19 protein-coding genes and 1 tRNA gene are annotated in these 24511 nt (G+C 52.1%); 10 read left to right on the top strand and 10 right to left on the bottom strand.

Features of this window, described 5'->3' with window-relative positions:
* Nucleotides 1–268 precede the first annotated feature (268 nt).
* From LBJ36_03675 to LBJ36_03685, 3 genes are all read right to left on the bottom strand, one after another.
* On the bottom strand, nt 269–1384 hold the full coding sequence (locus LBJ36_03675) for an aminotransferase class I/II-fold pyridoxal phosphate-dependent enzyme (GenBank protein MDR1378130.1): 1116 nt from the start codon (nt 1382–1384) through the stop codon (nt 269–271).
* 298 nt (nt 1385–1682) lie between these two features.
* Entirely contained in the window at nt 1683–2807 is a 1125-nt protein-coding gene (locus tag LBJ36_03680; protein MDR1378131.1) for a hypothetical protein, read from the bottom strand.
* Nucleotides 2808–2837: 30 nt separating this feature from the next.
* Complete coding sequence (locus LBJ36_03685) at nt 2838–3023, bottom strand: hypothetical protein (GenBank protein ID MDR1378132.1); 186 nt, start codon at nt 3021–3023, stop codon at nt 2838–2840.
* A 327-nt stretch (nt 3024–3350) separates the two neighbouring features.
* Here LBJ36_03685 and LBJ36_03690 point away from each other — a divergent pair, with 327 nt between their 5' ends.
* The 8 genes from LBJ36_03690 (at nt 3351) to LBJ36_03725 (ending at nt 11648) form a co-directional block, all read left to right on the top strand.
* Complete coding sequence (locus tag LBJ36_03690) at nt 3351–4439, top strand: A/G-specific adenine glycosylase (protein MDR1378133.1); 1089 nt, start codon at nt 3351–3353, stop codon at nt 4437–4439.
* A 241-nt stretch (nt 4440–4680) separates the two neighbouring features.
* Nucleotides 4681–4754 (top strand) — tRNA-Gln (locus tag LBJ36_03695).
* A gap of 56 nt (nt 4755–4810) precedes the next feature.
* Nucleotides 4811–6202: a bifunctional UDP-N-acetylglucosamine diphosphorylase/glucosamine-1-phosphate N-acetyltransferase GlmU gene (glmU, locus tag LBJ36_03700; protein MDR1378134.1), complete on the top strand. Its 1392-nt coding sequence runs from the start codon at nt 4811–4813 to the stop codon at nt 6200–6202.
* A gap of 43 nt (nt 6203–6245) precedes the next feature.
* A complete protein-coding gene (locus LBJ36_03705) occupies nt 6246–7205 on the top strand; it encodes a ribose-phosphate pyrophosphokinase (GenBank protein ID MDR1378135.1) in 960 nt (319 codons plus the stop codon).
* A 30-nt stretch (nt 7206–7235) separates the two neighbouring features.
* The gene (locus tag LBJ36_03710) at nt 7236–7880 is read left to right on the top strand and encodes a 50S ribosomal protein L25 (protein MDR1378136.1); all 645 of its coding nucleotides are present in this window, start codon (nt 7236–7238) and stop codon (nt 7878–7880) included.
* A 48-nt stretch (nt 7881–7928) separates the two neighbouring features.
* Nucleotides 7929–8534 carry an aminoacyl-tRNA hydrolase gene (pth, locus tag LBJ36_03715; protein MDR1378137.1) on the top strand — a complete coding sequence of 202 codons (606 nt, stop codon included), beginning with the start codon at nt 7929–7931 and terminating at the stop codon, nt 8532–8534.
* A gap of 203 nt (nt 8535–8737) precedes the next feature.
* On the top strand, nt 8738–9937 hold the full coding sequence (locus LBJ36_03720; protein MDR1378138.1) for an amidohydrolase: 1200 nt from the start codon (nt 8738–8740) through the stop codon (nt 9935–9937).
* A gap of 130 nt (nt 9938–10067) precedes the next feature.
* A complete protein-coding gene (locus LBJ36_03725) occupies nt 10068–11648 on the top strand; it encodes an AbgT family transporter (protein MDR1378139.1) in 1581 nt (526 codons plus the stop codon).
* A 274-nt stretch (nt 11649–11922) separates the two neighbouring features.
* On the opposite strand, the gene LBJ36_03730 is transcribed toward LBJ36_03725, so the two are convergent.
* Together LBJ36_03730 and LBJ36_03735 are read right to left on the bottom strand one after the other, a co-directional pair.
* Nucleotides 11923–13275 (bottom strand): GntP family permease, encoded by a 1353-nt coding sequence (locus tag LBJ36_03730; protein ID MDR1378140.1) that lies wholly within the window; start codon nt 13273–13275, stop codon nt 11923–11925.
* A gap of 279 nt (nt 13276–13554) precedes the next feature.
* Nucleotides 13555–15273, bottom strand: coding sequence for a dihydroxy-acid dehydratase (locus tag LBJ36_03735; protein ID MDR1378141.1), 1719 nt, complete (start codon nt 15271–15273; stop codon nt 13555–13557).
* Nucleotides 15274–15644: 371 nt separating this feature from the next.
* Between LBJ36_03735 and LBJ36_03740 the strand changes: the two genes are divergently transcribed.
* Both LBJ36_03740 and LBJ36_03745 read left to right on the top strand, forming a co-directional pair.
* Entirely contained in the window at nt 15645–16379 is a 735-nt protein-coding gene (locus tag LBJ36_03740) for a FadR family transcriptional regulator (protein ID MDR1378142.1), read from the top strand.
* Nucleotides 16380–16710: 331 nt separating this feature from the next.
* A complete protein-coding gene (locus tag LBJ36_03745; GenBank protein ID MDR1378143.1) occupies nt 16711–17757 on the top strand; it encodes a hypothetical protein in 1047 nt (348 codons plus the stop codon).
* Here LBJ36_03745 and lpxK read toward each other — a convergent pair.
* From lpxK to LBJ36_03770, 5 genes are all read right to left on the bottom strand, one after another.
* A complete protein-coding gene (gene lpxK, locus LBJ36_03750) occupies nt 17732–20350 on the bottom strand; it encodes a tetraacyldisaccharide 4'-kinase (protein ID MDR1378144.1) in 2619 nt (872 codons plus the stop codon). The two genes, LBJ36_03745 and lpxK, sit on opposite strands and share 26 nt — an antisense overlap.
* A 7-nt stretch (nt 20351–20357) precedes the next feature.
* A complete protein-coding gene (locus LBJ36_03755) occupies nt 20358–22166 on the bottom strand; it encodes an ABC transporter ATP-binding protein/permease (protein MDR1378145.1) in 1809 nt (602 codons plus the stop codon).
* A 19-nt stretch (nt 22167–22185) separates the two neighbouring features.
* On the bottom strand, nt 22186–22770 hold the full coding sequence (locus LBJ36_03760; GenBank protein MDR1378146.1) for a hypothetical protein: 585 nt from the start codon (nt 22768–22770) through the stop codon (nt 22186–22188).
* 81 nt (nt 22771–22851) lie between these two features.
* The gene (locus LBJ36_03765; protein ID MDR1378147.1) at nt 22852–23424 is read right to left on the bottom strand and encodes an isoprenylcysteine carboxylmethyltransferase family protein; all 573 of its coding nucleotides are present in this window, start codon (nt 23422–23424) and stop codon (nt 22852–22854) included.
* On the bottom strand, nt 23411–24508 hold the full coding sequence (locus LBJ36_03770) for a flippase-like domain-containing protein (GenBank protein ID MDR1378148.1): 1098 nt from the start codon (nt 24506–24508) through the stop codon (nt 23411–23413). The genes LBJ36_03765 and LBJ36_03770 overlap by 14 nt, the downstream gene beginning before the upstream one ends.
* Nucleotides 24509–24511 lie beyond the last annotated feature (3 nt).

Below are 24511 nucleotides of genomic sequence, written 5' to 3' on the forward strand. Positions count from 1 at the left end.
CGAAGATTTTTTCTACTTTCGTTACCTTCGCGCTTGAGCTTCTTTCATCTCTACGCTGTGGTTCTTCGAGCTTTAGGGATTGCCAGCAATTAAATAAGTTCATGACCAGGAATTTCACCTGATCCTGCATACTCTTCACAGAGTATGGAAGGCTTTTATAGTACGTTTCATAAATATCCATATGAAATATCCATATAAAATATCCACACGAATAGATACATGAATAGATATATGAAATGGATACATGAATGGATACATGAATGGATATTTATGTAAAGACTATATTGTTACCTCTGGGATTCAGCAACGCGACGATGGGGACACGCATATCCGTCGCAAGGTGCGTGAGTTTCTTTACACCTTCCAATAATCTAGACTTTATCACGGAAATGTCGTGTCTGCACCGATCCAAAAAAGCATCTTCCTTCAAAGCAATCTCGGCGAGGACCGCGGCCTGCCGGGTAACAGCGAAAGGTGAGCTGACCTTGTCACAGTACTTCATGACTTCCTCGTCGCAGATCACGTAGCCGATTCGGAGGCCTGCCATACCGTAACCCTTCGAGAAAGAGCGCGCTATGATGAGGTTTTTGTATTTAGGCATCAGGGACACCACAGACTCACCTTTCGTTATGAAGTCACCGTAAGCCTCGTCGACTAGGACCGCCGCTCCCAATTCCGCCGCGCGGGCGAGAATGATTTCTATCCCGTCGAGACCGATAACCTGTCCCGTCGGGTTGTTTGGGTTATCAATATACACCAAGGCGTGGTCCTCTGTAATCGCGCCGGATAATTTTTCCGCGTCAAAGCGACAATCGTCGTTTTCCCTGTTTTTTCTGAAATCCACAGCCTCGTAAACACCACCAAGGGAAAGGACTCCGGCAGAAAAATCTGTAAACTGAGGCAAATAGCCTAAAACATTCACCCCTTCGCCCACAAACGCCCTGCACACAGCCTCCAGAACGGCAATCGAGCCGCCGTACAAGCGTACCTGCGATGGTCGCAGGCACGCATACTCCGCCCAAAAATCAGCGATAGCCCTCAACGTGGAATCGTAAGGAAAGTTTGGATAAGAGACGATATCCCCTAACCGTTCAAGCCCTCCCTGCTTGATGCTCGCCTGGCAAAGGGTTTCAGGAGGGCCAGTGAGGTCGCTTTCGGCCGAACGAGCTCCGCCCCCCTGAGCTTGAACAATTACGATATCCTTAACATCCAACCCCGCAGCCTGTGTCACCAATTCGGGAGTTCCAAACGGATTGACGCCCAAAGAACAGTCCAACGTCACTTCATATTCCCCAAAATCGTCGGGCTTAATATAAGTCTGCTTTTCATAATCAACGAGACATCGTTTGAATCGCAGGCTTTTGCTAAATATTTTTTCACTCACCTCTGTAGTCATCAAAACTTATTCCGATCCTTTCAGCGTATTAATACCTACTTATAACGAGTAGATACATTTCGCGTAGTATTTCTTTGACTATGAAGCCAAAGAAAAAGCTGAATCTCGCAAAACTCGCGAAAATGCTCCATAAGCGCCGTTGTAGTACAGATCTACAACAATGGACCACCTCCTTATTGTCAAACTTATTGTCAAACTTATTGTCAAAACACACTACCCTGCTACCTACGCCGTTTGATGCATCGTACATAAACCATGCGCAACCTTCCCAATTTTATTTTAGAACCTAAACTTTTTGGGCTGGAAGCATTTGGCGGATCAAAATACAAATAAAGAAAAATATTCCCAGGTAGCCCACATAGGGATAAACCGTCCCGACCAGCGTTCCGAAAGGAAGCTGTCCGCCGAAGTAGGCTATAGCGGAAAGCACCACCACCAAGACCTTATGGCCTGAAGTTCCTTCCTTCGTAAACCTATCGCAGGTTACCCATAGCATGGGAGCCGCTGTGGAGTAAATTTCCCCGATCAGGATGACAGAGAAAATATTGGCCAGCAGAGGTGTCAACCTGTTGGCCAGAAAGAGGTTGGGAACCGACAGCGTCGCCACGTCGCCGGCATAAGTCAGTTGTCCCACCAACAACAGAACACCTGCCAACATCAATGCGAGACTCCCCACTATGGCGCCTAGTTTTGCCTCCCGGCGGCTATTGGCAGACGCACCCATAGATGTCAGAAACGGCACCGAACCGGTCACGTTGTACGCTACGTAAAGGACGCCGGATACCCACCAAAATTTTGTCGCGCTGGGTATGACTCCGGTCTTAATGACCTCCTGAGCACTCGATAGGCCCGAAGGGTTGATCGCAATCGCTCCGATCGCGATGATAATGGTAAAGAGGATCGTGAAGGGCCCTAATGCTCCGATGATGTCGATGATTCTGCGCAATCCGAACAAAACGCTGATCAGAACAGCGAGCGCCATGATAAAACAGCCATACTCCACCGGCAGTCCATAATATTCATTCATTGTGGCTCCCGCACCCGACACCATGATGACAACCACCGAAAAAAGAAAGAGAGGGACAAACCACTCGAAGAAGATACTGATTCCCCTGCCCACGTAGTAGAGAAGGTTGTCTTTTTTATCCGTGAAGATCAACCAGTGATCGAAAGACTGCTTGCTTTCGGCCGCGTCATCTTTCGTGTCGTAGCCCCTGCACATGAGGGCCACGCCGGACCAGGCGAAAAGAAACATGCTGACGCACGCGCCGACGATCCCTAGATAACCATACGCGGTAAAAAACTGCATGATCTCCTGTCCGCTGGCGAATCCTGAACCGATCATAAAAGCGACGAACGCGCCCCCAAATTTCAAAACGCTGATGGCGCTAACCTTCTCCTCACTACCCATCTCCACGACCTCCTATTTTGCGTTGCATGATTACACTATCACTTTATACTGCCATAATTTATAATTTTTTACAATATTTATTTTGTAAACTTCATCCCAACCTTTACGATAAAGCGATGAGAAAACTAACGGCTTCAGCCGTTGGATGAGAATCGCAACGCTGCCAACGGCAGCGTTTGTTTTGTATTTGGTTTCTTGCCATATGGCTACTTTCATGTTAAACTCCTTTTATGGCTTATCAACACGAGATGCGGGGCGGAACACGACCGGGATATTAATGCGGCTGTAAATATTCTCAGAGTGGGGGGCGTCTACTCTTATGGGGGCATTAACTCTTAAATGGGGGCATTAACTCTTAAAGGAGAAGATGTAAGACCGGTTTCAGTCGGCTGGCTTTTTCGATCTTAGAATACCATAACTTTAGTCGTGGGAGTATGTTAACTAATCTATTTTTTTGTCCGCATCCACCATATAAAATAAATCATATAAAATAAATATTGATAAAGCTAAAATCACTGGCGAAAGAGAGGGGGTATTTTCGCGATGAAAAATTCTGGTCCGGGAAACGCGATTCCAGAAGAAACGACGGCTTTGCTCTTGATCGAATGGTTTTCCCTCCACGCTAGAGCGCTCCCCTGGCGCAAGGACTATTCCCCTTACCACATTCTGGTATCGGAGTTCATGTTGCAGCAAACCCAGGTGGACATGGTGATCCCCTATTTTGAAAAATGGACGTCGGCTTACCCCGATCTGGCCTCTTTGGCCCAAGCCTCGGAAGCGGACGCGGCAAAGCTCTGGGAAGGTCTCGGGTACTACTCCCGGTGCCGTAACCTGCTCGCGGCCGCCCGCGCCATGATCGCGGAGGGGTACGAGAAACCGCCGTTTTCAGTAGAGGAGTTATCTCGTTATCCGGGTATCGGCCCTTATACAGCAGGAGCTATGGCTAGCATCGCCTATAACGTCTCGGTTCCCGCGGTAGACGGCAACGTAGAACGCGTGATAGCGCGTCTCTTCGACCTGGAGGAAGCCGCGGGAAGCCTCACTCTGAGACGCGCGGCCTCGGAAAAAGTCTCGGAAATGATGCCGGAGGGAAAGGCGCGTGCTTTCAACCAAGCCTTGATGGAGCTGGGCGCTTTGGTTTGTTTGCCCCGGAAACCTCTTTGCGGAAAGTGTCCTTGTAGAAACCACTGTCTTGCGGCGCGGAATGGTGTTCAGTTGAAGCGTCCTTTGCCCAAGGCGCGTCCCACCGTGGAGAAAATCTCGGCATGGGGTGTGTTGCCTGTGATCGACGGAGCCTTTTTGCTGCGCCGCCGCCCCCAAAAAGGACTATGGGCAGGCTTCTGGGAAATTCCCTGGTTCGCCCGCAAAACGGAAGACGTGTTCTCCGACCTCCGGAGCTGGGGAGAAGAGATAGGGCTCGAATGCTACTCCTACGTGGAGGTAGGGACGGCGCGTTTTTCCTTCACGAACCACCAGGTGACGGCCTGGTTCGTGACCTGCAACGCTCGCCTCCTCCTTTGCCTAAAGGAGCAAATCCATACCGGGGAGTGGGGGCTTTATAAGCCGGGGGATCTGGCGTCGCTTACCCTTCCCGCTCCCAGCCGTAAGTTCCTGAAACTTTTGGATTTATGAAGCTCTATTCTTTAGACCTTGCCATATCCAGCATATCCAGAGTGAAGAGACCTCAAGCCAGGGCAAACGCGCAAACTACAAGTTGTTGCTATAATTTTTTTATCCTCTATGCGTAATTTCATCTCGATCTCGCGCTTTTGGGTAAGATTTTTGGGCTTGACTCCAGCGCGACTTTCGTTGATAATATATCGTTGTATTCTCAAAAGGCTCTAAAAATAAAGAGTCGGGGAATGTGTTGATTTGGGGTGTAGCCAAGCGGCAAGGCAGCGGACTTTGGCTCCGCCATCGTTGGTTCGAATCCAGCCACCCCAGCCAAGGTTGAACGAAGAGGGGCCGGGTCCCCTTGTTTTTTTCTTTCGAGGTGAGAAAGTGTGCCGAATTCCACGTTAGGGATTTTCGTTATGGCTGCGGGAAAAGGAACCCGCATGAAAAGCGATCTTCCTAAAGTTCTTCTTCCGATCCTCGAAAAACCAATGTTGGGATACCTCTTGAAGACCGTCTTGGAGTGCCAACCCCAAGAAGTGGCCGTTCTCGTTGGACACCAAGGAGAACGGGTGTGTGATTACCTGAAGATCTTCCCCTCCGTGGAACCTTTGTGGCAAAAGGAGCAATTGGGCACGGGCCACGCCGTGCGGACCGCCCGCCAATGGTGGGAGCGTTTTGATCGCGTGTTGGTCCTCAATGGAGATCTGCCGCTCCTGGGAACCGAAACCCTTCGGACTTTTTTGCGGGAACACGACGAACGCCGGGACTATTCCTGTTCCCTGCTGAGTTTTGTGACGGATCATCCCGAAGGATACGGCCGAGTGGTGCGGGAGCCGGATGGAGGAATGTCCATCGTAGAGCACAAGGATGCGACCCCTGAACAGCGCCTCATCCAGGAGGTCAACGGGGGGTGCTATGTTTTCGAGACAAAGCGTCTGGCTCAGGTTATCGACTGTTTAGAAAATCGCAACGCCCAGGGAGAGTTCTACCTGCCCGACGTGATCGCCCTGATGCGAAAAGCGGGATTGAAAGTTCGGGCTTCAATAGCCGACGAAGAAGAAATGCTGGGAGTCAACACCCAGGCGGAGCTTGCCCAGGTTACGTCACGGACGCGCGACGCCTTGGCACGGTACTGGATGAACCGGGGTGTTCAGATAGCGGACCCCTCTGCCGTGTGGATCGGCCCGGATGTAGAGTTAGCGGCCAACGTTTGCTTGATGCCTGGCGTCCAGATATGGGGAAACTCCATCGTGGGGGAGGGTACTGTCTTGGGGCCTTATTGCGTCCTGCGGAACGCCCGCTTAGGGCGAAGGATCAACCTGATCGCTTATGTAATGGTGGAAAACAGTGAGCTACGCGACGATTCAAAAGCGGGACCCTTCGCCTATATACGCGAGGGGTCTTTTTTGGCGGAGGAAGCCTTTGCCGGAAAGTTTGTCGAACTTAAAAAAACCCGGGTGGGCAAGGGCAGCAAGGTCCCTCATCTCTCTTACCTGGGCGACGCTGTTCTAGGGGAAAATGTTAATATAGGGGCAGGAAGCGTCACCTGTAACTACGACGGCAGGAATAAGTTTCCGACGAAAATAGGAGATCGCTGCTTTGTGGGAAGCAACACGATGATGGTAGCGCCCGTAACATTGGGCAATGATTCCATGACCGCCGCGGGTTCCACGATTACCGCGGATGTTCCCGATGGCGCTTTGGCAGTGGGGCGGACGCGCCAAAAGAACATCGAAGGTTGGGTTCTCAAAAAGAGAGCGCTGGAAAAAAGAGACTGAAGGGCAGATTGTTACAAAATAGGAGGACGGGCTCGTGTCTGGCGTGAAGGATCTCAAAATTTTCTCCGGTACGGCGCATCCCGATTTCGCCACGCGTATTTGTAGCGAGTTGGGGGTAAGGTTGTCGGTAGCGCGACATTACCGTTTTTCAGACGGCGAAGTAGGCCTTTCAATCGATGAGAGCGTTCGGGGCTCCGATGTTTTTGTCATACAACCCACATCTTACCCCACGAACGAAAACCTGATGGAGTTGCTTATCATGGTGGACGCCTTCAGAAGGGCCTCGGCCAGCCGAATCAATGTGGTGACACCCTACTTCGGATACGCTCGTCAAGACCGTAAAAGCAAGCCAAGAGAGCCGATTACGGCCAAGCTGGTCGCCAATCTGATCACGAACAGCGGAGCGGACCGGGTGATTACGGCGGACCTTCATGCAGGGCAAATTCAGGGTTTTTTTGACATCCCCGTGGATCATCTGACAGGGGTGCCCCTTTTAGCCTCTTATTGTAAAGAGGCCTTCCAGGCTGAGCTGCAAAGAGGCGAAGTTGTGGTGGTGTCCCCTGACGTGGGGGGTGTGGTACGGGCCAGACATTTCGCGGTGATGCTGAAAACCGATTTGGCGATCGTGGACAAACGGCGCTCTTACGAAGTGGCAAACTTCTGCGAGGTAATGGACATTATTGGAGAAGTCCAGGGGAAGACAGCCATTCTCGTGGACGACATTATCGACACGGCGGGCACGATCTGCAATGCCGCCGCCGGTCTGAAGCAACGGGGTTGCAAAGCGGTTTTCGCCTGCGCGACCCACGCGGTCCTTTCCGGCCCCGCGATGAAGCGCATCAACAGCTCCGGCATCGATAAACTGGTGTTCTCCGACACCATCCCCATGCCGGAATCCAAACGATCCAGCCGAGTGGTGCAGTTATCCATCGCTCCTCTTTTTGCCGAGGCGATCCTGCGAGTTCACAGTGACCGTTCTGTCAGTAGTTTGTTCGACAGATGATCTAAATTAAATGTATAGGAGTTGTGATGTATGTCTGAGCGAGTAACGATAGTGATGGAGCCCAGAGTTAAAGGTAGAAAAGGTGACACAGGAAGGCTTCGCAAAGAGGGATTCATCCCCTGTGTGTTTTACGGTCCGGAACTCTCCGAGTCCGTTATTGGCAAGGTAGACGCCACGCGGGTCACCCGCTTGCTGAGCGCCAGCCATTGGGAAACCATGCGCATCAACCTGAAGCTGCCTTCCGGCCAGGAGGAAATGTGCATCATTCGAGAAGTGCAGCGCCATCCTCTTACAGGAAAAGTGGTCCATATTGATTTCATGCGCCTCTTGCAAGGGCGCAAGGTGACGGTCCGGGTACCCATCCGCATCCATGGAAAAGAGACCTGTCCCGGTATCAAAGAAGGCGGAGTCCTGGAAAACCTGCACGAAATCGAAATCGAAACCCTGCCTGCTAGTATTCCCGAGTTCGTAGATGTGGACATTTCCCAGTTGGCTTTGGGCGATATGATCCATATCAAGGATCTGCGCTTGGGCGGCGACTTGGAAATTCTGGCCGATCCCGAGGAGGTCTTAGCCATCGTCGCGACTCCGAAGGTCGTGGAGGAAGAGGCTACCGATGAGGAGAAGGAAGTCGAGGTCTTGGCCAAGGGCAAGGCGGCCAAAACCGAGGAATAGAAAACAAGATATAGAGCAAGATATAGAGAAAGAGATAGAGAAAAACCGGTGAAACTGGTAGTCGGGCTGGGGAACCCTGGGCAAGAATATGTGTATACACGGCACAACATGGGGTGGGCCTCCGTGGATTTTTGGGCGGAGAAAAGATCATTAGGCAAGTCCACTTCAAAGTTCAGAGGGGAATTTTGGCGAGATCGGGAGTTGAGCCTACTCAAACCGTTGACGTACATGAACTTGAGCGGAATGGCTGTGCGCGAGGTCTTCGATTTTTACAAAATGGAACCCGAGGAGGTGCTCGTGATTTATGACGACATGGCCTTGCCTTACGGGCAACTGCGGCTCCGAGGCAAAGGCAGTGCGGGAGGCCATAACGGTTTGGCCTCCATTGTTTCTTGCTTGGGAACTTTGGAGGTTCCTCGTTTGCGGATCGGTATCGGCAGCGGCCCCGATGAAGGGGTCGTTTCGAAAAACAAGATTGGATGGGTCCTAGGCCACCTAACCGCTCAAGAGATGGAGCGTCTTCCCGATATTTTGGGGCGCGTGGCGGAGGGGGTCGAGGCGTGGCTTTCGCTTCCCTTGGAACAGGCGATGAGCAAGGTCAACATGAAAATCCAGCAAAAACCGAACGCGAACACAGTGTCAACGGCGGAATAACGGTAAATAAGACACCGTAGAAGATTTTCATTGCGCTCTCTCCCATTCAAAAAGAGCGCGCTCTCCCATTCAAAAGGACCAGTACTATTTTACAGCCCCACGACTTTAGTCGTGGGAGTATGTCAAGCCCTTATTTTTTCTGTTAGAATAACTGAAACTTGTTTATTCCTGGAAAGGCGTATCTTATAATGAGGAGGAGTCCCATGTACCGCAAAATCGATGAACTTGTTTCCAAGTACTCCGCCAAGGTGGTGAAGTGGCGCCGTGCCATCCACAGCCATCCCGAACTCAGCGCCCACGAAGAAAAAACCAGCGAGCTGGTCGCGGAGGTTTTGACGGGACTTGGCCTCGAAGTTATGAGAAACGTCGGCGGCTATGGAGTCGTCGGGATTTTGAAGGGCGGGAAGCCTGGGCTGGGCAAAGTCGTGGGGTTGCGCGCCGACATGGACGCGCTGCCAATGCAGGAGGAAACAGGGCTGCCCTTCACCTCTACCGTACCAGGCGTTATGCACGCCTGTGGACACGACACCCACACCGCTATGTTGCTGGGAACGGCCTGTATATTATCAGAGTTAGCAGGGGAGCTGGAGGGTGGCGTGAAGTTCATTTTCCAGCCCGCGGAGGAGTTGAACCCCACGGGCGGCGCGCCGGGGATGATTGCGGACGGTGTGCTGGAGAATCCTCACGTGGACGCTATTTTTGCCCTTCACGTATGGCCTGGCTTCGAGACAGGAAACATTGTCACCCGGTCCGGAGCTTTAATGGGCGCTTCGGACCGTATCTTTTTAACGGTATTGGGAAGGACCGCTCACGGATCGGCTCCTCATCAAGGCACTGACGCCATTATGATCGCCTCTCAGATCGTAGGCGGTCTTCAATCCATCGTGTCGCGGACCGTAGCCCCCCTGGACTCGGCAGTGATCAGCGTCGGAACCATTAAAGGCGGATATCGCTACAACGTCATAGCGGACAAAGTGGAGATGGAGGGTACGGTCCGCACATTGAACCCTGCTACTCAGGACCGGCTGCCGGGTTTGATCGAACAGACGGCCCGGGGTTACGCCCAGGCGTTGGGCGGAGACGCGTCGCTGAAATACGTCCGTGGCTACCCGCCGACGATAAACGCGCCGGAGCTTTTCCAGTTGGCCGCCGAAACCGTCGAGGCCTCCATGGGAAAAGGGCATTTCGTGACCCTAGATAGCCCTGACTTGGGGGGAGAGGACTTTTCATTTTTCGCCCAGGAGCGTCCCTGTTTGATGGCGTGGCTCGGCTGCCGCCCCGTGGGAAAAGCCCCCGAGGATATGGCAGTACTACACAACACTCGGTTCATCCCTGACGAAACCTGTTTTCCCTGGGGTATGCGTTTTCTGGCCTCCTGCGCGGTGGATTTTCTGAGGAAGTGACGTGGGTCGTCGCAAGACGAGAAAAGTGATAGAAAAGGGAGGGAATGCCTATGAGATGAGGAAGTAAGCAATACGGGATATGCCGCGATGCTTGTATGATCCCAAATTTTCTGGAATGGAGGCGATAACGATGAGTACCACAGAAACTGTAGCGAAAAAAGGCAAGTTCGAAAGTTTTATCAAGTGGATCGAGATTATCGGTAACAAATTTCCTCACCCTTTTTGGCTTTTTGTTATATTATCTTTGCTTGTTCTGGGTCTGTCGCACTGGCTGGCCCAAAAGGGAGTCTCTGTCACTTATATGGTCGCAAAGGCGGGCGAGGCCCCGTCGGAAACTACCGTGAGCGTCATCGATCTATTGAATTACGATTCTCTTCGCGCCTTTCTGGCTAGGTTCGTTACAACTTACGTCAACTTCGCTCCCTTAGGGTTGGTTCTGACCATGATGCTCGGCATCGGCATCGTGGAACAAACGGGCATGATATCCGCCCTAATGCGCAAGACTATTTTAGGTGCTCCGAATTTCCTAGTGACAGCGGTCATTGCCTTCGTAGGCATCAACGCCAACCTAGCGTCGGACGCGGGCATCATCTTCACCCCCGTTATCGCGGCAGCCATTTATAAAGCCTTGGGGCGTAATCCCTGGGTGGGCATCGCCACAGGTTACGCGGCGGCAAGCGGCGGCTTCACGGCGAACTTTTTCATCGCCGGGACGGAGGCTCTGTTGTCAGGCATCACCAAATCCGCCATCGAGGGGGTTCCTTATATTCCGCCCGATACTCCCACACACGTTCTGATCAACTACTATTACATGGCCGCGGCTACTATCATTCTCACCGTCCTGACGGTCTTCGTCACCGAAAAGTACACGGTCAAGTTTCTTGGGGACAATGGTGGAGTGTTAGACGAGGAAGAAATGAAAAAACACGCCGTCACCCCCGCGGAAAACCGCGGACTTCTGTGCGCGTTTTTGGCGCTTGCGCTTTACATCGGACTAATCATCTGGTTGACTTACCCTCAGGGTTCTCTTTTCCGCAATCCGAGAGATGGTTCTCTCCTTCCTTCCTCTCCGCTTCTCAGCAGCGTCATGCCCATCCTCTTCTTTTTATTCTTCTTCGTGGGAATCGCTTACGGACTCGGTGCCGGAAGCATCAAAAAGAGTGAAGATATCCCAAAGCTGATGGCGAAGGGCATTGGAGGCAGCATCGGGTTTATCGTCGTCGTTCTGCCGGCCTCGCTTTTCGTGGAACTCTTCCGTATGAGCCGTTTCGACGTGGTTCTCTCGGTGAACGGAGCGGCCTGGCTTAAGGCTATGAACCTGGGAGGCATTCCCCTACTTTTGATGTTCATCGTGCTCGTTACCTTCTTGAACTTCTTCATGATGAGTGGATCGGCCAAATGGTTGATTCTGGCCCCTATTTTCGTGCCGATGTTCGCCCAGGTCGGCTTTTCCCCGGCCCTCGTTCAGGTGGCCTACCGCGTGGGGGACTCGCCGACTAACATCATCACGCCCTTGTCTTACTACATGCCTGTGGTTATCGGCCTGTTGGAGCAGTACAAGAAGGACTCCGATACGGAGGTGGGAATCGGCACAGTCATCTCCCTGGCGATGCCCTACACGATCTTCTACTTTATCGGATTCACGTTGCTCTTGATTGTATGGTACTGTGTGGGGTGGCCACTGGGACCGGGGGCTGGGTTGCATATTTAGTTAAGGATATGGGGCGCGGACGAGTCGAAATGGACGAGAACGCGCAGTGTGGAATCGCAATTTTTAATCGGGCGCAAGGCGATTTTCGCCTTGCGCCTTGTATATGTCGAAATTATTCACTGGAATATTAAAATATATCTGATAGTTCTAAAATAGTTTCTCATGTCTACGACCTTTTTTTACCGCGTTCGCAAATCTAGGAAGAGCTCTAGGAAGAGCTTGAAGAGGCGCGCCGCGGCGGACTATACTGCGCCAAAGCTACCTGCCGCCAAAGCTACATAAACGTACTCAATATCAAAGCTCCCACACAACCCGTTACTCCTACGATGGTTTCCATGATTGTCCATGTTTTCAACGTCGTTTTCTCGTCGATTTCCATCAGTTGCTTCACCAACCAGAAGCCGGAGTCGTTTACATGACTCATGATAGTTGCGCCTCCGGCAATGGATGCCGTCATAGCCGCCAGATGTATTGGGCTCAATGCAGAGACTTCAGGCATGGAAGCCATAATGCCCGCCGCCATCGTCATGGCCACGGTAGCGCTGCCAACACTGATGCGCACCAGTCCCGCCACCAGGAAGGCAACCAATACCAGCGGTAACGGCGTTTGGGCTACCACAGCCCCGATCACGTTACCCAAACCGCTGTCCTGCAACATATATCGCAGTACGCCGCCGCCGGCCGTCACCAGCATGATCATGCCGGTAGGGGCAAGACTTCGACTCATCACCTTTTCCAGTTCATCGGCGGAATAGCCGTGTTTAGTGCCTAGCACATAGAGGGCTATGACGGTGGAGATGGTGAGCGAAATAAACGGTGTGCCGATAAATCCGAGAATGGGGCGTAACGAAGTTAAAGCAGGGACGACTCCCGATACGGTGTTGAGTAGAATGAAAACCAGCGGGATAAGGATGATACCCACCACCGTGAAAAATCCGGGCATTTTACTTTCGTCCACATCCGGCATTTCAGCGTAATTTTTAGGTACTGGCACGTTGAACTTTCCACCACAATAGCGTCCAAAAAGAATGCCCCCACACAACATCGCGACCAGACCAACCCCTACTCCCACGGCAATCACCAGACCAAGATCGACTCCCAGCATGTTTGCCACCAGAACTGGGCCAGGCGTTGGCGGAATAAACGTGTGTCCCACCGCAAGCCCTGCCAGAAGCGGTATGGCGTAATACATAGTCGATTTTCCGGTCTTTTTGGCGGTGCTGAAAGCCAGTGGAATCAGGATGATCAGGCCAGCGTCAAAGAATACCGGCGTCGCGACTACCATTCCCGTAATCCCCAGAGCCCAGGCCGCTTTGCTATCGCCAAATTTATTCACCAGCGTATTAGCAATTTTCTGAGCGCCGCCAGAAATTTCCAGAATAGCGCCAAACATAGAGCCTAGCCCCACTAGCAATGCAATGCCCTTCAATGTTTCACCCATGCCCTTGTTGACGGTGTCAACGATCATGAGCAAGGGCATACCCGCGATGACGCCGATGACAATGGCGCTGATGATGATAGCGATAACGGCCTGCAATTTACATTTGATAATAAGGAAAAGCAAAAACAGGATGCCAATAATGGCGGCAAGAATTAACCGGGTGGGATCCGCAATAAACTGTTCCATGTGTGATTTCAATCCTTTCAGCGTACTAATACCTATTTATAACGAATAGATACGTTTCGCGCAGTATTTTTTCGACTATGAAGCCAAAGAAAAAAAAGAAAAATCTGAATCTCGCAAAGCTCGTGGAAATATTCCACTACAACGTCAATAGCTATCGGGACGCATATGAAGCATCTATCAGACTCCAAAGTCAATCATAAATTCTACCTTCATCGGCCCACCTCCTTATTTTCGTTTCTTCCTTCCATATATCCGCATATCCGCCCATATATCCGCTCTTCATTCCATATATCCGCCTTGCATAGGTGACGCCGCTCTTTCTGTAAACAACTTCAATACTCCATTTGTATATTTCGGTGGCTTAGGCTTCCAAGCGGCCTTCCGTTCTTCTAAAACCGCAAGGATATCCTTTTCGCTTTTGGGCTCCCCTTGAATGCCGCTAATGCGCAATACCCTGCCGGGAATATCCAGTTCAATCAAATCGCCTTCTTCCACTAGGGCGATGGGCCCGCCCGATGCGGCTTCGGGGGACACGTGGCCAATGGCCGGCCCTCTGGACGCCCCTGAAAACCGTCCGTCCGTGATGAGAGCGATACTGCTGCCGAGGGTTGGATCGGAGGATATCGCCTCAGTAGTGTAAAACATTTCAGGCATACCGCTTCCCTTCGGCCCTTCATAGCGGATCAACACGGCGTCTCCTGGCTGGATGGCGTGCCGCAGTACAGCGGATAACGCCTCCTCTTCACTGTCAAAGGGACGCGCCCGCAACACGGCCTTGAACATTTCCTTAGGTACCGCGGTGTGTTTCACCACTGCTCCATCCGGGGCAAGGTTTCCTTTTAAAATGGCAATGGCGCCGTCAGTGCCAATAGCCTCGTCAAAGGGGCGTATGATATCTTCCCGTCGCAGCTTCCAAGGAACAAGGTAAGCAGCGCAGCGATCGTAAAAGCCTTCCTCTTTCAGCAGCGCAAGATTCTCGCCGATGGTTTTTCCTGTAACCGTCATGACATCAAGATGCAGGATAGACTTGATTTCTTCCATGATAGCCGGGACGCCTCCAGCATAATAAAAGAACTGGGCGGGCCAGCGCCCGGCGGGGCGGATATCCAGCAAGTAGTGGGCGCCGCGATGCATACGGTCAAAATCCATGCCATCCAACTCCACTCCAAATTCCCGCGCAATGGCGGGAATGTGCAACAGGCTGTTAGTTGAACCGGAAATAGCCGCGTGGACCATGATAGCGTTTTCAAAACTCTTTCGAGTAACGATTTCTCTGGCTCGCAATCCTCGTAACGCCAACCAAACAGATTGCTCTCCCGCTTGTTTAGCCACCTGCGGCAGTTCCTTGCCAGCCGCGGGCATCAGGGCGCTTCCTGGGAGCATCAAACCCAGCGCCTCCGCCATCACCTGCATGGTGGAGGCGGTACCCATAAAACTACAGGCTCCACACGAGGGACAGGCATGATGTTTATACCATGTCAATTTTTCCTCCGTGATTTCGCCGCGCTGCCGCATAGCGCTAAACTTACCGATTTGCTCCAGGGTCAGCAAGTCCGGTCCCGCGTCCATCACTCCGCCTGTGACGACGATCGAGGGAATGTTCAGCCTGCCGACGGCCATCAGATGGGCGGGAACACCCTTATCGCAACTACAGATAAAAACCCCGCTGTCGAAGGTTGTCGCGTTGGCGTGAATCTCAATCATGTTGGCGATGCCGTCGCGGCTGGCCAGGGAGTAATTGATACCGTCGTGGCCTTGGGCCATGCCATCACAGATATCGGTGGCAAAGTAACGGGCAGCTTTACCTCCGGCGCTTTGTACCCCCATGCGTACCTGTTCCACGAGTTCAAACAGCCCCTTGCTGCCCGGATGGCTGTCTCCAAAAGTGCTTTCGATCATTATCTGGGGCTTTCCCAGATCTTCCACGGTCCAGCCCATGCCCATGCGCAGTGGATCCATTTCTGGAGCAATCATACGTATTTTTTGACTTTCAAGCATTTGATCAACATCACCTCATAAATCATCAGATGTTTGTTATGTGAGCAAATTTATAACGCGAGAAAGAATATGGAACTAATTAGATGAATGAGATTATAATACACTTCTCATAGAAAAAGTCAATACATTTTCTTATCTATTTGCAACTTATTTAATGGAGTACTTATTCAATAATATATAAGATAAATCATATAATCATCAGATGGATATCATCATATGATTTTATTGGTCTTCTTTTGAAATGCTGTACAATGATTTTGCGTAATGATTTTGTAAAATGATTTTGTAAAATGGTTTTGTAAAATGACTTTGTAAAATGACTTTGTTAATTAGGAAACAATGATGTCGCAATCGCACAGGGGGAATTATGCATGGCTGGTGCGAAACAGCTAGCCGAATTAGCCGTAAACCAGCTTGTAGATTACATTCTGGCAAACAATCTTTCGACAGGAGCCAAACTTCCCAATGAATTTGAATTAGCCCGACTTCTGAAGGTGGGGAGAAGTACCGTGCGGGAAGCTGTGAAATCTCTCACGACCCGCCATGTATTGGAGGTTCGACAGGGCGCGGGGACCTTTGTTGCGGAGAGGCGCTTTGGGGTTTCAGAGGACCCGTTGGGATTCACCTTTGTCAAAAACAAGCAGAAACTTGTCGAGGACATTCTTGAGGTACGTATGATCATTGAGCCGCGCATTGCCGCAATGGCTGCCGTCTCGGCTGTCGAAGCGGACATTGCGGAACTCTACCGGTTGTGCGAGGAAGTCGAACAATTGATCGCGAAAGACGAAGATCATATGCACGCCGATGTTGCTCTGCACGCTAAAATAGCGGAGAGCAGCGGCAATTTGGTCGTTCCCAATCTACTGCCGATTATTCAAAGCGCCATTTCCCTGTTTGTGGACATCACCAACCGGCAACTTCGGCAGGAAACTATCGAAACCCACCGTATGATTATAAACGCGATTGCCGCCCACGATCCCGTTGGCGCTTCCGATGGCATGACGATGCACATCATTTATAACCGAAACAGCCTCCGTAGCTATTACAATACTTCCGGATCATTTAAATACGTGTCATCGCAGGATTTCTCAACATCTAATTCATAAGTTATCTGTTTCGCTAGGACATAAATGGCGCGCTTCAGCGCGGATGCGCTCATTGATGAATATTGATGAATAGGTTTGTTGGACATTGCTATCATCTCATCCCCTTTGTTAAGGATAGTCAACGATTTCGACGTCACAGGAGCCCTTCATTTCCGAGGGTCAGCTAAAACATATGCGTGAGAATGCTTGTATTATGCGGATATTCACTATAAAATATAATAGCAGCGCGTTCTTTCGCGACAAAGGATTTTATCGAAAATATGCCGGAATGGGAAGATTTTACATTATGAAAAATGGGAAAAATTTACAGAGAGGAGAGTGAAAGCCTCTCATGACCCTCAAAACTTTGATTGCCGAGCGTCTCCAAAACGGCATGCCTCTGGTGGAACATCCTTACCGGGCTATCGCCGCCGAGTTTGGGTGTCAGGAAGCGACTGTGCTGGCCCTCACCAACGAATTGACCCGTGAGGGATATATTCGTTCGTGGGGAGCCTTTGTCGATTTCGAGCGTTTGGGATATGAGAGACTTCTCTGTGGGCTCGCCGTTCCCGAAGGTCGGGTCGCGTCCGTCACCTCACTGCTGAGCGAGCGGCCGGAAGTGACGCGCGGCGACCTCCGGGGACATTCGATCAACGTATGGCTCATGGTGCTCCTGAAAAAGACGACGGATCCGGAGGGCAAAGAACTCACAGAGCGAGCGCGCTTCATCGAACAAATCCTAGGGGCGTGCGAGTGTCCTTTTGTCGTTTTGTCGACGGAGGTTCGCCTGAAGCTGCGATCATCCTTCCATTTTTCACGCGATTTTTCACGCGATGAATATTCGGAGCCCACTTTCGAAGAAAGTGTACCTGACGTCATCACGGAAGAAGACATTCTCATCGACGAAACTCTGACCGCTTTGATTTTGAACGAGGAAACCCGATCTATTCTGGGCTTGTTACAACGCAGTTTTCCCATCGTGTCGGAGCCTTTTGAACTCACCGCCCGCAAGGTGGAACGCTCGGTTCCGCAACTGCTGAAACGGCTGCGGAACCTGGAAGAAGCTCGTATTCTGCGGAAAATCGGAGCTTCGCTGCACCACCGGCGCATGGGATACAACGTCAATACCCTCGTCGCGTGGGTGATTAACAACGAAGACATTATTGATGTGGCCAAGCGAGCGGCGTCCTTTCCCTGGGTCAGCCACTGTTATATCCGAAAGGTGGTAGAAAACACCCTCCATCATCCGTGGCTTTATTCCCTTTATACCATATTGCACGCTCCCAATGAATCGTCGTTGATAGAGCAGCTCCGTGTCATGAAAGACTCTCTTCTAACGCGCGATATGATCACTATGCCCATGGTGCGGGAACTTAAAAAGGCGCGTTATCTTTTGTAGAATCTGTAGAATCTTTTGTAGAATCTATAGAATCTTTTGTAGAATCTGTAGAATCCTTGGGCAGGTTTTGGTTGCGGGTTTCAGGGGGGCCGATCAGGCCTCCTTGTGCCGAATAGGCTCTGCCCTCTTGGGCTTGAATGTTTACAGATCGCAACCTTTCGTAGACGCGGCAGCGCACACTCCAACCTAGCTTTTCACCCGCGTAACGCACAATGTCGTTCAGCGCTCCGGGCTCCCCCATGCGCGCCTTGCCTGCCAGAGACATCTTCCGATGGAGTTCAGGGTTCGTGAGGATATTTAGGGCACAATCGGCCAAAGCTGAAGGCTTCGGATCTACCAAAATTTCAGATTCCCCCAAAAGTTTTTTCTGCACGCGCTTGCCCTTTTCATCGATGGATACCACGGGAATCCCCATTCCCGCGCACAGTTGGTTTGCCGTTCCCCCTAGGCCGATCAAAAGGCACACCCCCACCGCGGCGGTTGAAACCTCCCCCTGGTGTAGCCGAATTAAGATGTCGCCTTTTTTCAAGAACGGATCTCCATTGTGGTTTTCTCCATTGTGCTTTTCTTGATTGTGGTTTTCTTTATTGGGGTTCTTTTCGTTTGAGTTTTCTTTGTTTGAGTTTTCTCTGTTTAGGCGCTCCTTTCCCATCTGGAGTTCCCATCCTTTGCAGGCCGCGACCAGGCAAGGCAGTGAAAGCGTTGGAGCCAGTGTCATAACATAATCGCAGGGCTTTCTCGCCTGAAGAATTTCCACGGCATCCAGAAGCAGCGTGACGTCGTCGTAAGCCCGTTGTCTGCTTCCAGGTAACAGTAGGATTTTAGATCTCGCGGCAAAGTCCGAAGGACTGCCGCGGCCAACGAAAGCCGGAAGATTCCCCAGCAAATCCATGACCGGGTTGCCCGCGTAAGTTACGTTTGCCTCTGAGGCGGCCAATTGCTCAGCGGAGTTCCGGTCCCGTGTCCAGGTCCTGCGGCAGCGAAAGCGGATGATAAATCGTTCGAGCCTCCAATGACCGTTTAGGTAGACCGTCTTGGCCGTCGCCACGAAAAGCGGCGCTATCCCCTGTCCCCAAAGGGTGTGAAGCAACAGGTAGACATCCCCTACGCAAAGTGGCGTGCGCGCCTTATGCGCGATGCGGCGCCAAGCAACCTGTTGAGCGCGAATGTGGCCGAAAAGACCCGCGCGGATATCCCCCCACAGATCCCGCAGCCGATACTTTAATACGCCTCCAGATGGGGTGACGGAGGGCGCGGAGACTACGGGAAAATTCAAGGCTTTATAAGGCTCTCCCCATCCCACCAGGGGAAAGGCCAAAACCTCAGCTTGGGGGAAAGCGTCGCGTAGCTTCTTCGCCAGCAATACCCCGATAGAGTCCTCCCCGTAGCCGTTGGAGGCCACGACAATATGGGGACGTAAGCACTCCACCAGCGTCTCGGTGAAACAGGCGGGATCCTCCAGGGCGACGGTCACCTGCGGCACAAGCAAAAGGGGAATTTTGTAATCGTTCAGACCCTCTATTAGCGGTAAGTTGTATATATCTTTCTCTGTGCAGGATAGAAACTCTGCTCCACAGGCCTCCATTTGGGCGTGAAGCGCGGCCACGTCTTCTTCGGAATAAACATGGTGGTCGCGGAAATGGCGTTCCCCAACGACTTTCACACCCTCTTGTCGCAGAGAGCGAACAAAACTGTCCGGGTTGCCAATGGCGGAAAACGCCATAACCCTGCGCCCTCGGACGCTTTCCCCGAAAGAGCGAAACCCCTTGGAACGTGGGTCGACGGGCAACAACGCTCTTCCATCCCAGAGCGCCCAATCCATGATGGAAAGACGGGCGTGGAAAATACGATGGTTGGGAACAAACTCTCTCAATTTTTCCCGAAGCGCGGAAAGCGTCGAGGCTTCTACCTGCTCGACTTTCGTGATGACGACGATGTGAGACCGCCTTAGAGCGGAGGGAGGCTCTCGCAAAATGCCGGCGGGAATCATACGTCCGCTGCCAAAGGCACAAGCCGCATCAATCAGGACGATATCCACATCCCGGACTACTTTCCGGTGCTGAAAAGCGTCGTCGGCCACAGCCAACTGGATACCCCTGCGTTCCAGTTCTTCCAGACCTTTTATGCGATTACGGGACACAGCGACGGGAATCCGGGGCAACCGGGCGGAAAGCAACAACGGCTCGTCCCCCACCAGGCGCCGGTCGGCTTCGGCCTCTCCGATCCTCCCTCCTTCGATTACTCGCACGCCGAGGTTGTCGCCGCCATAGCCCCGGCTGACGATGCCCACGGAGACTCCACGTTCTTCCATTACGCGGCAAAGCATCTCTACAAACGGGGTTTTGTTGGTTCCGCCGTAGGTCAAGTTCCCCACGCTGATGACCGGGATTGGAGGCTCGGTGATTCGCCTCAGCCCGTGCCGATAGAAAAAGTCCACCACAGCGATGCCGAAGGCCACGCCCCAGCTGATGGGGATAAGCAATACCCATAAGGAAGAAAGGCGCGGAGCGAAAAACCTCTTCTCTCGGACAAAATCCATGTAACTCTGAAGGACGCGGATTCCCAATCGTCTCTTTGCCGTTTTATCACCCATTTGTTCCTTATTTCGCTTGGGAGTCGAATTGGGAGTCAAATTGGGAATCAAATTGAAGATTGTAAAGCCGGGAGTAAAACCCTCCCGCTCGCAGCAGATTCTCATGGGTTCCCTGCTGCGCGATTTTGCCCCCAGCGAGCACCACGATCCGATTGGCACTCCTCACGGTGGAAAGACGATGGGCAATCACAAAGGATGTTCGCCCTGCCATAGCGCGGTTCATGGCCTCTTGGACCTGGCGCTCCACCTCCAGGTCCAACGAGGACGTAGCCTCATCGAGAATCAGAATACGGGGGTCCCGCACGATGGCCCGCGCGATGGCCATTCTTTGGCGCTGTCCCCCCGATAGGGTCACGCCCCTTTCCCCCACCTCCGAATCGTAAGCGTTGGGCAATCCCATGATGAAGTCGTCGATATCAGCCACCCGCGCCGCGGCGCGAATGATCTCCATAGACGAGGCGAAGCGTCCGGGGTCAGACCGATCGAGCAACTCCGGCAATCCGTAGGCGATATTGAACGCCATGCTTCCCTTCATGAGGATGGATTCTTGGGGAACGATACCGATCTGTTTGCGTAACTCTGGAAGGTCTAGGTCCGCCACGTCTTGGTCGTCGATCAAAACGTGCCCCGCCGTGGGGTCGTAAAAACGGGGAATCAGGTCCACCAAGGTGGATTTTCCCACGCCTGTGGGACCGACGATGGCGATTCTCTCACCCTTGCGGACAGTCAAATCAACACCCTTCAGAATTTCCTGACCCGGCGTGTAAGAGAAACGCACATTCTCGAAGACGACGCGCCCCTCGATGCGGCCAGGATGACGATTGGCCCTGTTCGTGGATTCGATGGGAGCATCCAGCACGGAGAAAATGCGATCAGCGGCCGCCAGTCCTGTCTGAAGGGAGTTCATGCTGTTCATGAAAACGCGGATCGGTTGCACCATGAAGGCGATGTAACCAATAAAGGCCACCAACTCCCCCGGTGTCAACGCGCCGTCTAGAACGTCACGTCCTCCGAACCAAAACACCACCGCCAGAGCGACGATCAAAAAAACCTCCACTACCCCGGCCAAGATCGCGTGGACACGTACAGCCCGTAGCAGCGCGTCGAAGTTTTCCAGATTCCCCTTCCGAAAACGCGCCAGTTCTAGCTCTTCCGTGGCGAAGGACCGCACAATCCGAATAGCCGAGAAAGCCTCTTGCACGATGGCCGTCAAGTTCGCCAACCGTTCCTGCACCTGGTGACCTGCCTTGCGAAGGCTTCCGGCGGCGAACATCAAAAGCCAAGCCACGGCAGGCAACACCGTGACGGTGATCAAGGTCAATCTCCAGTTGATATAAAAGATGAAACCGAGCATTCCGAGAAAGGTCACACCGTTCATAACAAGATTGACGCACGTGCTGGTCACGAGGTTCTGCAATGTGGCCACATCACTAGTGATACGGCTCATCAGCTCCCCTATTCGAGAGGCGTGAACAACTCGCAACGACATGCGTTGCATATGATCGTAGAGGGCGAGGCGAATATCCATGACCACTCGCTGTCCCACCCAGTTCATGAGGTACTGTTGCCCAAAAAGAGCCCCGCCCTTCAGGACGAAAATCAATACCACGGACACGCAAAGAAGATCAAGTACCCTCACGTTTCTAGATATCAAAACATCGTCCACCACGCTTTTGAAAAGCCAAGGAGGAAGGACATTCAACGCGGAGGCCGCGATCATAAAAAAAAACGCCGCTAAAAGAGTTTTCGCGTAGGGCGCGGTATAAACGGCAAGACGCGAAAATACGTTTTGCCCACTACCGCCGTGGTTGAACATGACGTTGCTTTGCCGATTCCTAGTTTTCCATGCCCTTCATCGTGTTGCGCCACAGAAATTGTTGGCCCGACGCGATGTTCCCGCTCAAAGGAATCTCCACCCATCCCCAAGGCGTGACGAGGACGAAACGGAGAATAATGCCCTGCTCGGCCAACGCGTCTACGTGGGCAGCGTAGTGAATGGTGTCTCCGAAAATGAAAGTATCGCTGATGACCCAGACCCGTTTACAGTTTTTTCGATTGAAAAGAGCCGCGTAATCAATAGCGGTCCGAACGCCGCTTTCGTAATCGGGAGGATTGACGCTCACTACGATAACATCGGCTTTTCCCTCTGGGCGCCTCGTGTTGGGAATGAGGTCCACGTATTGCTCCAGGCTTTCCAGGTCGGCGAAAAGTTTCTCCATATCCATCTCGCCGCCATCCTCGAACATGGCGGTAACCAGATCCATTCCTTGATCCGCCGGCGCATTCACCGTCTCCAACATCCAGTTCTGTATTCTGGATATGGCGTCGAGAATGTATTGGGGATACTCCGTTTCCGAAATGGCCGAAAGCAATTCTTTTACCGTCAAATCCTTGTCCCTATGCCTCTTGTCGTAATTCATGGATGGCCTCCCAAAAAATAATTCTCTTCACGGCGGACTCTCTGCCTCTATATATCTCTATTCCTAATATCTCTATTCCTATCAAACCAGGCTTTTGACCGCTATCAAGAGACTTCCCCCCACGGTTGTCAGAAGAGAATGACGCTCACTCGTCCACAGTATCCGCTTATCGAAGGGGCCGGCAATCCGACCGACCGGCCAGGCTTTTGGGAAGAAGCGCCCGGTTCTTTCCTTGTAGCGGCCGTATTCCATCCCGAATTTCTCCGAAAGAAAGGATTCCTCGTGAGGAACGATAAAGACAGTATACAGCAAAACGAACGTTATCACAAAAAACACCGTGGGCCAAAATCCAGTCATCAAACCCCAGCCCAAGCCAATCAATCCATTACCTAGGTAAAGCGGATTTCTCACAAAAGCGTAGGGCCCCCAGGTTGTTAAGGTCATAGCCCCCACCCGCTCTCCCCTGTAGCGTCCGATACACCCCACGGCCCAAAAACGGAGCGCCTGCCCCACAGCCACCAGAGGCCCTCCCCAAAGCATAGAACTGGGCGTCGGGTGGGCCAGAAATAACATGGCGGCAAAGAGCAGAGTCCACACGCCTCCCCGCAGTCGGAAGGCCTTTTCCCCGATACGCTTCAAGCTATAGGCTTCCATCCTGTTCTTTCAATTTTTTCAACTTTTTCAGCTGCGCGGCTTCTTCTTCAGGAGACGCGCCTTTATGTAGGTCTTCGGTGACACCCCATCCCAGCATTTTAACGACGACGATGACGCCCATGAAAATCGAAAGGTACTCCGTAAAGAAACGCCAGATGACAGCCATGATCCCCGCCATATTCCAGGGCATCAGGGTTCCAAAAAGAGCAGCGCCGCCGCTCTCCGCCACTCCGCTGGCGCCTGGCGTGGGGATGAAGTAGAGGACAAACATAAAAACGGCTTGAGTCGCCAGAGTCTGAGCGAAATTGAAGGGCAGCCCCACGGCCAACATTAAAACCGGCAATACGGAAAAAATACTCAAAAGATGAGCCACCGACAAGAGGATAGCCACGGCCGAGTACAAAAATCCGCTGGAAAAAGCCAGCCTGAAGTTTAGGTTGTAGTTGTCGATCTCGCAGTCCAGCCATTGGAAAGACTTTTTGACGATTTTGGAGGACCTCAAAAAATTCAATTTTCTCGTCCACATTACCACGATTTTGCCCAACCGTTTAATGGAGTTGGGGCGTAGAATCGTGTAAGCGATAAAGAGCCACGTGCAGAAGATCACGACAAAGACGTAGCCTACCATACCCTTAATGAAGGGATTACCGTCTAAGAGCGCGGGGTCGATGAAAAGAGCGATGGGAACGATCAGACTCAGGATCAAGATGGTCAGCATGGTGCGGATGAGGGTGATCGCGATGCCTTTCCCCACGGGAATACCCCTTTTATAAAGGACATAAACCTGAAAAGGGCCGCCGCCGCTTTGCATGGGGGTAACCGCGCAACCGAAATAATGAAGCCACGTGAGGACGATACCCAATTTAAAAGGGACGTGTTCATGGGCAGCGCGCACCAGAGCGCAGAAACGCGCCGCGTCGCAGCCCCAAGCCATGAACACCAATCCAAACGCCACCAGAAGATAGCTTTTATCGGCGGCGAAAAGAGAGCGTATCGTCTCCCTATCCACGCTCTGGGCCAGCACGATCGCGTTGGCGCCAAAGGCAAGCAGAACGAAAACGATCAAGCCTTTACGAAGAGACAATAT

Source organism: Synergistaceae bacterium, from assembly GCA_031267575.1.
GTDB lineage: Bacteria > Synergistota > Synergistia > Synergistales > Aminobacteriaceae > JAIRYN01.

Bases quoted from the DNA above. Each gene is read 5' to 3' on its own strand.
- LBJ36_03740 (MDR1378142.1), top strand. From the start codon at position 15,645: ATGGCTGGTGCGAAACAGCTAGCCGAATTAGCCGTAAACCAGCTTGTA.
- LBJ36_03730 (MDR1378140.1), bottom strand. From the start codon at position 13,275: ATGGAACAGTTTATTGCGGATCCCACCCGGTTAATTCTTGCCGCCATT.
- LBJ36_03690 (MDR1378133.1), top strand. From the start codon at position 3,351: ATGAAAAATTCTGGTCCGGGAAACGCGATTCCAGAAGAAACGACGGCT.
- LBJ36_03745 (MDR1378143.1), top strand. From the start codon at position 16,711: ATGACCCTCAAAACTTTGATTGCCGAGCGTCTCCAAAACGGCATGCCT.
- LBJ36_03725 (MDR1378139.1), top strand. From the start codon at position 10,068: ATGAGTACCACAGAAACTGTAGCGAAAAAAGGCAAGTTCGAAAGTTTT.
- LBJ36_03680 (MDR1378131.1), bottom strand. From the start codon at position 2,807: ATGGGTAGTGAGGAGAAGGTTAGCGCCATCAGCGTTTTGAAATTTGGG.
- LBJ36_03735 (MDR1378141.1), bottom strand. From the start codon at position 15,273: ATGCTTGAAAGTCAAAAAATACGTATGATTGCTCCAGAAATGGATCCA.
- lpxK (MDR1378144.1), bottom strand. From the start codon at position 20,350: ATGGGTGATAAAACGGCAAAGAGACGATTGGGAATCCGCGTCCTTCAG.
- LBJ36_03710 (MDR1378136.1), top strand. From the start codon at position 7,236: ATGTCTGAGCGAGTAACGATAGTGATGGAGCCCAGAGTTAAAGGTAGA.
- LBJ36_03755 (MDR1378145.1), bottom strand. From the start codon at position 22,166: ATGTTCAACCACGGCGGTAGTGGGCAAAACGTATTTTCGCGTCTTGCC.
- LBJ36_03685 (MDR1378132.1), bottom strand. From the start codon at position 3,023: ATGAAAGTAGCCATATGGCAAGAAACCAAATACAAAACAAACGCTGCC.
- LBJ36_03760 (MDR1378146.1), bottom strand. From the start codon at position 22,770: ATGAATTACGACAAGAGGCATAGGGACAAGGATTTGACGGTAAAAGAA.
- LBJ36_03765 (MDR1378147.1), bottom strand. From the start codon at position 23,424: ATGGAAGCCTATAGCTTGAAGCGTATCGGGGAAAAGGCCTTCCGACTG.
- LBJ36_03720 (MDR1378138.1), top strand. From the start codon at position 8,738: ATGTACCGCAAAATCGATGAACTTGTTTCCAAGTACTCCGCCAAGGTG.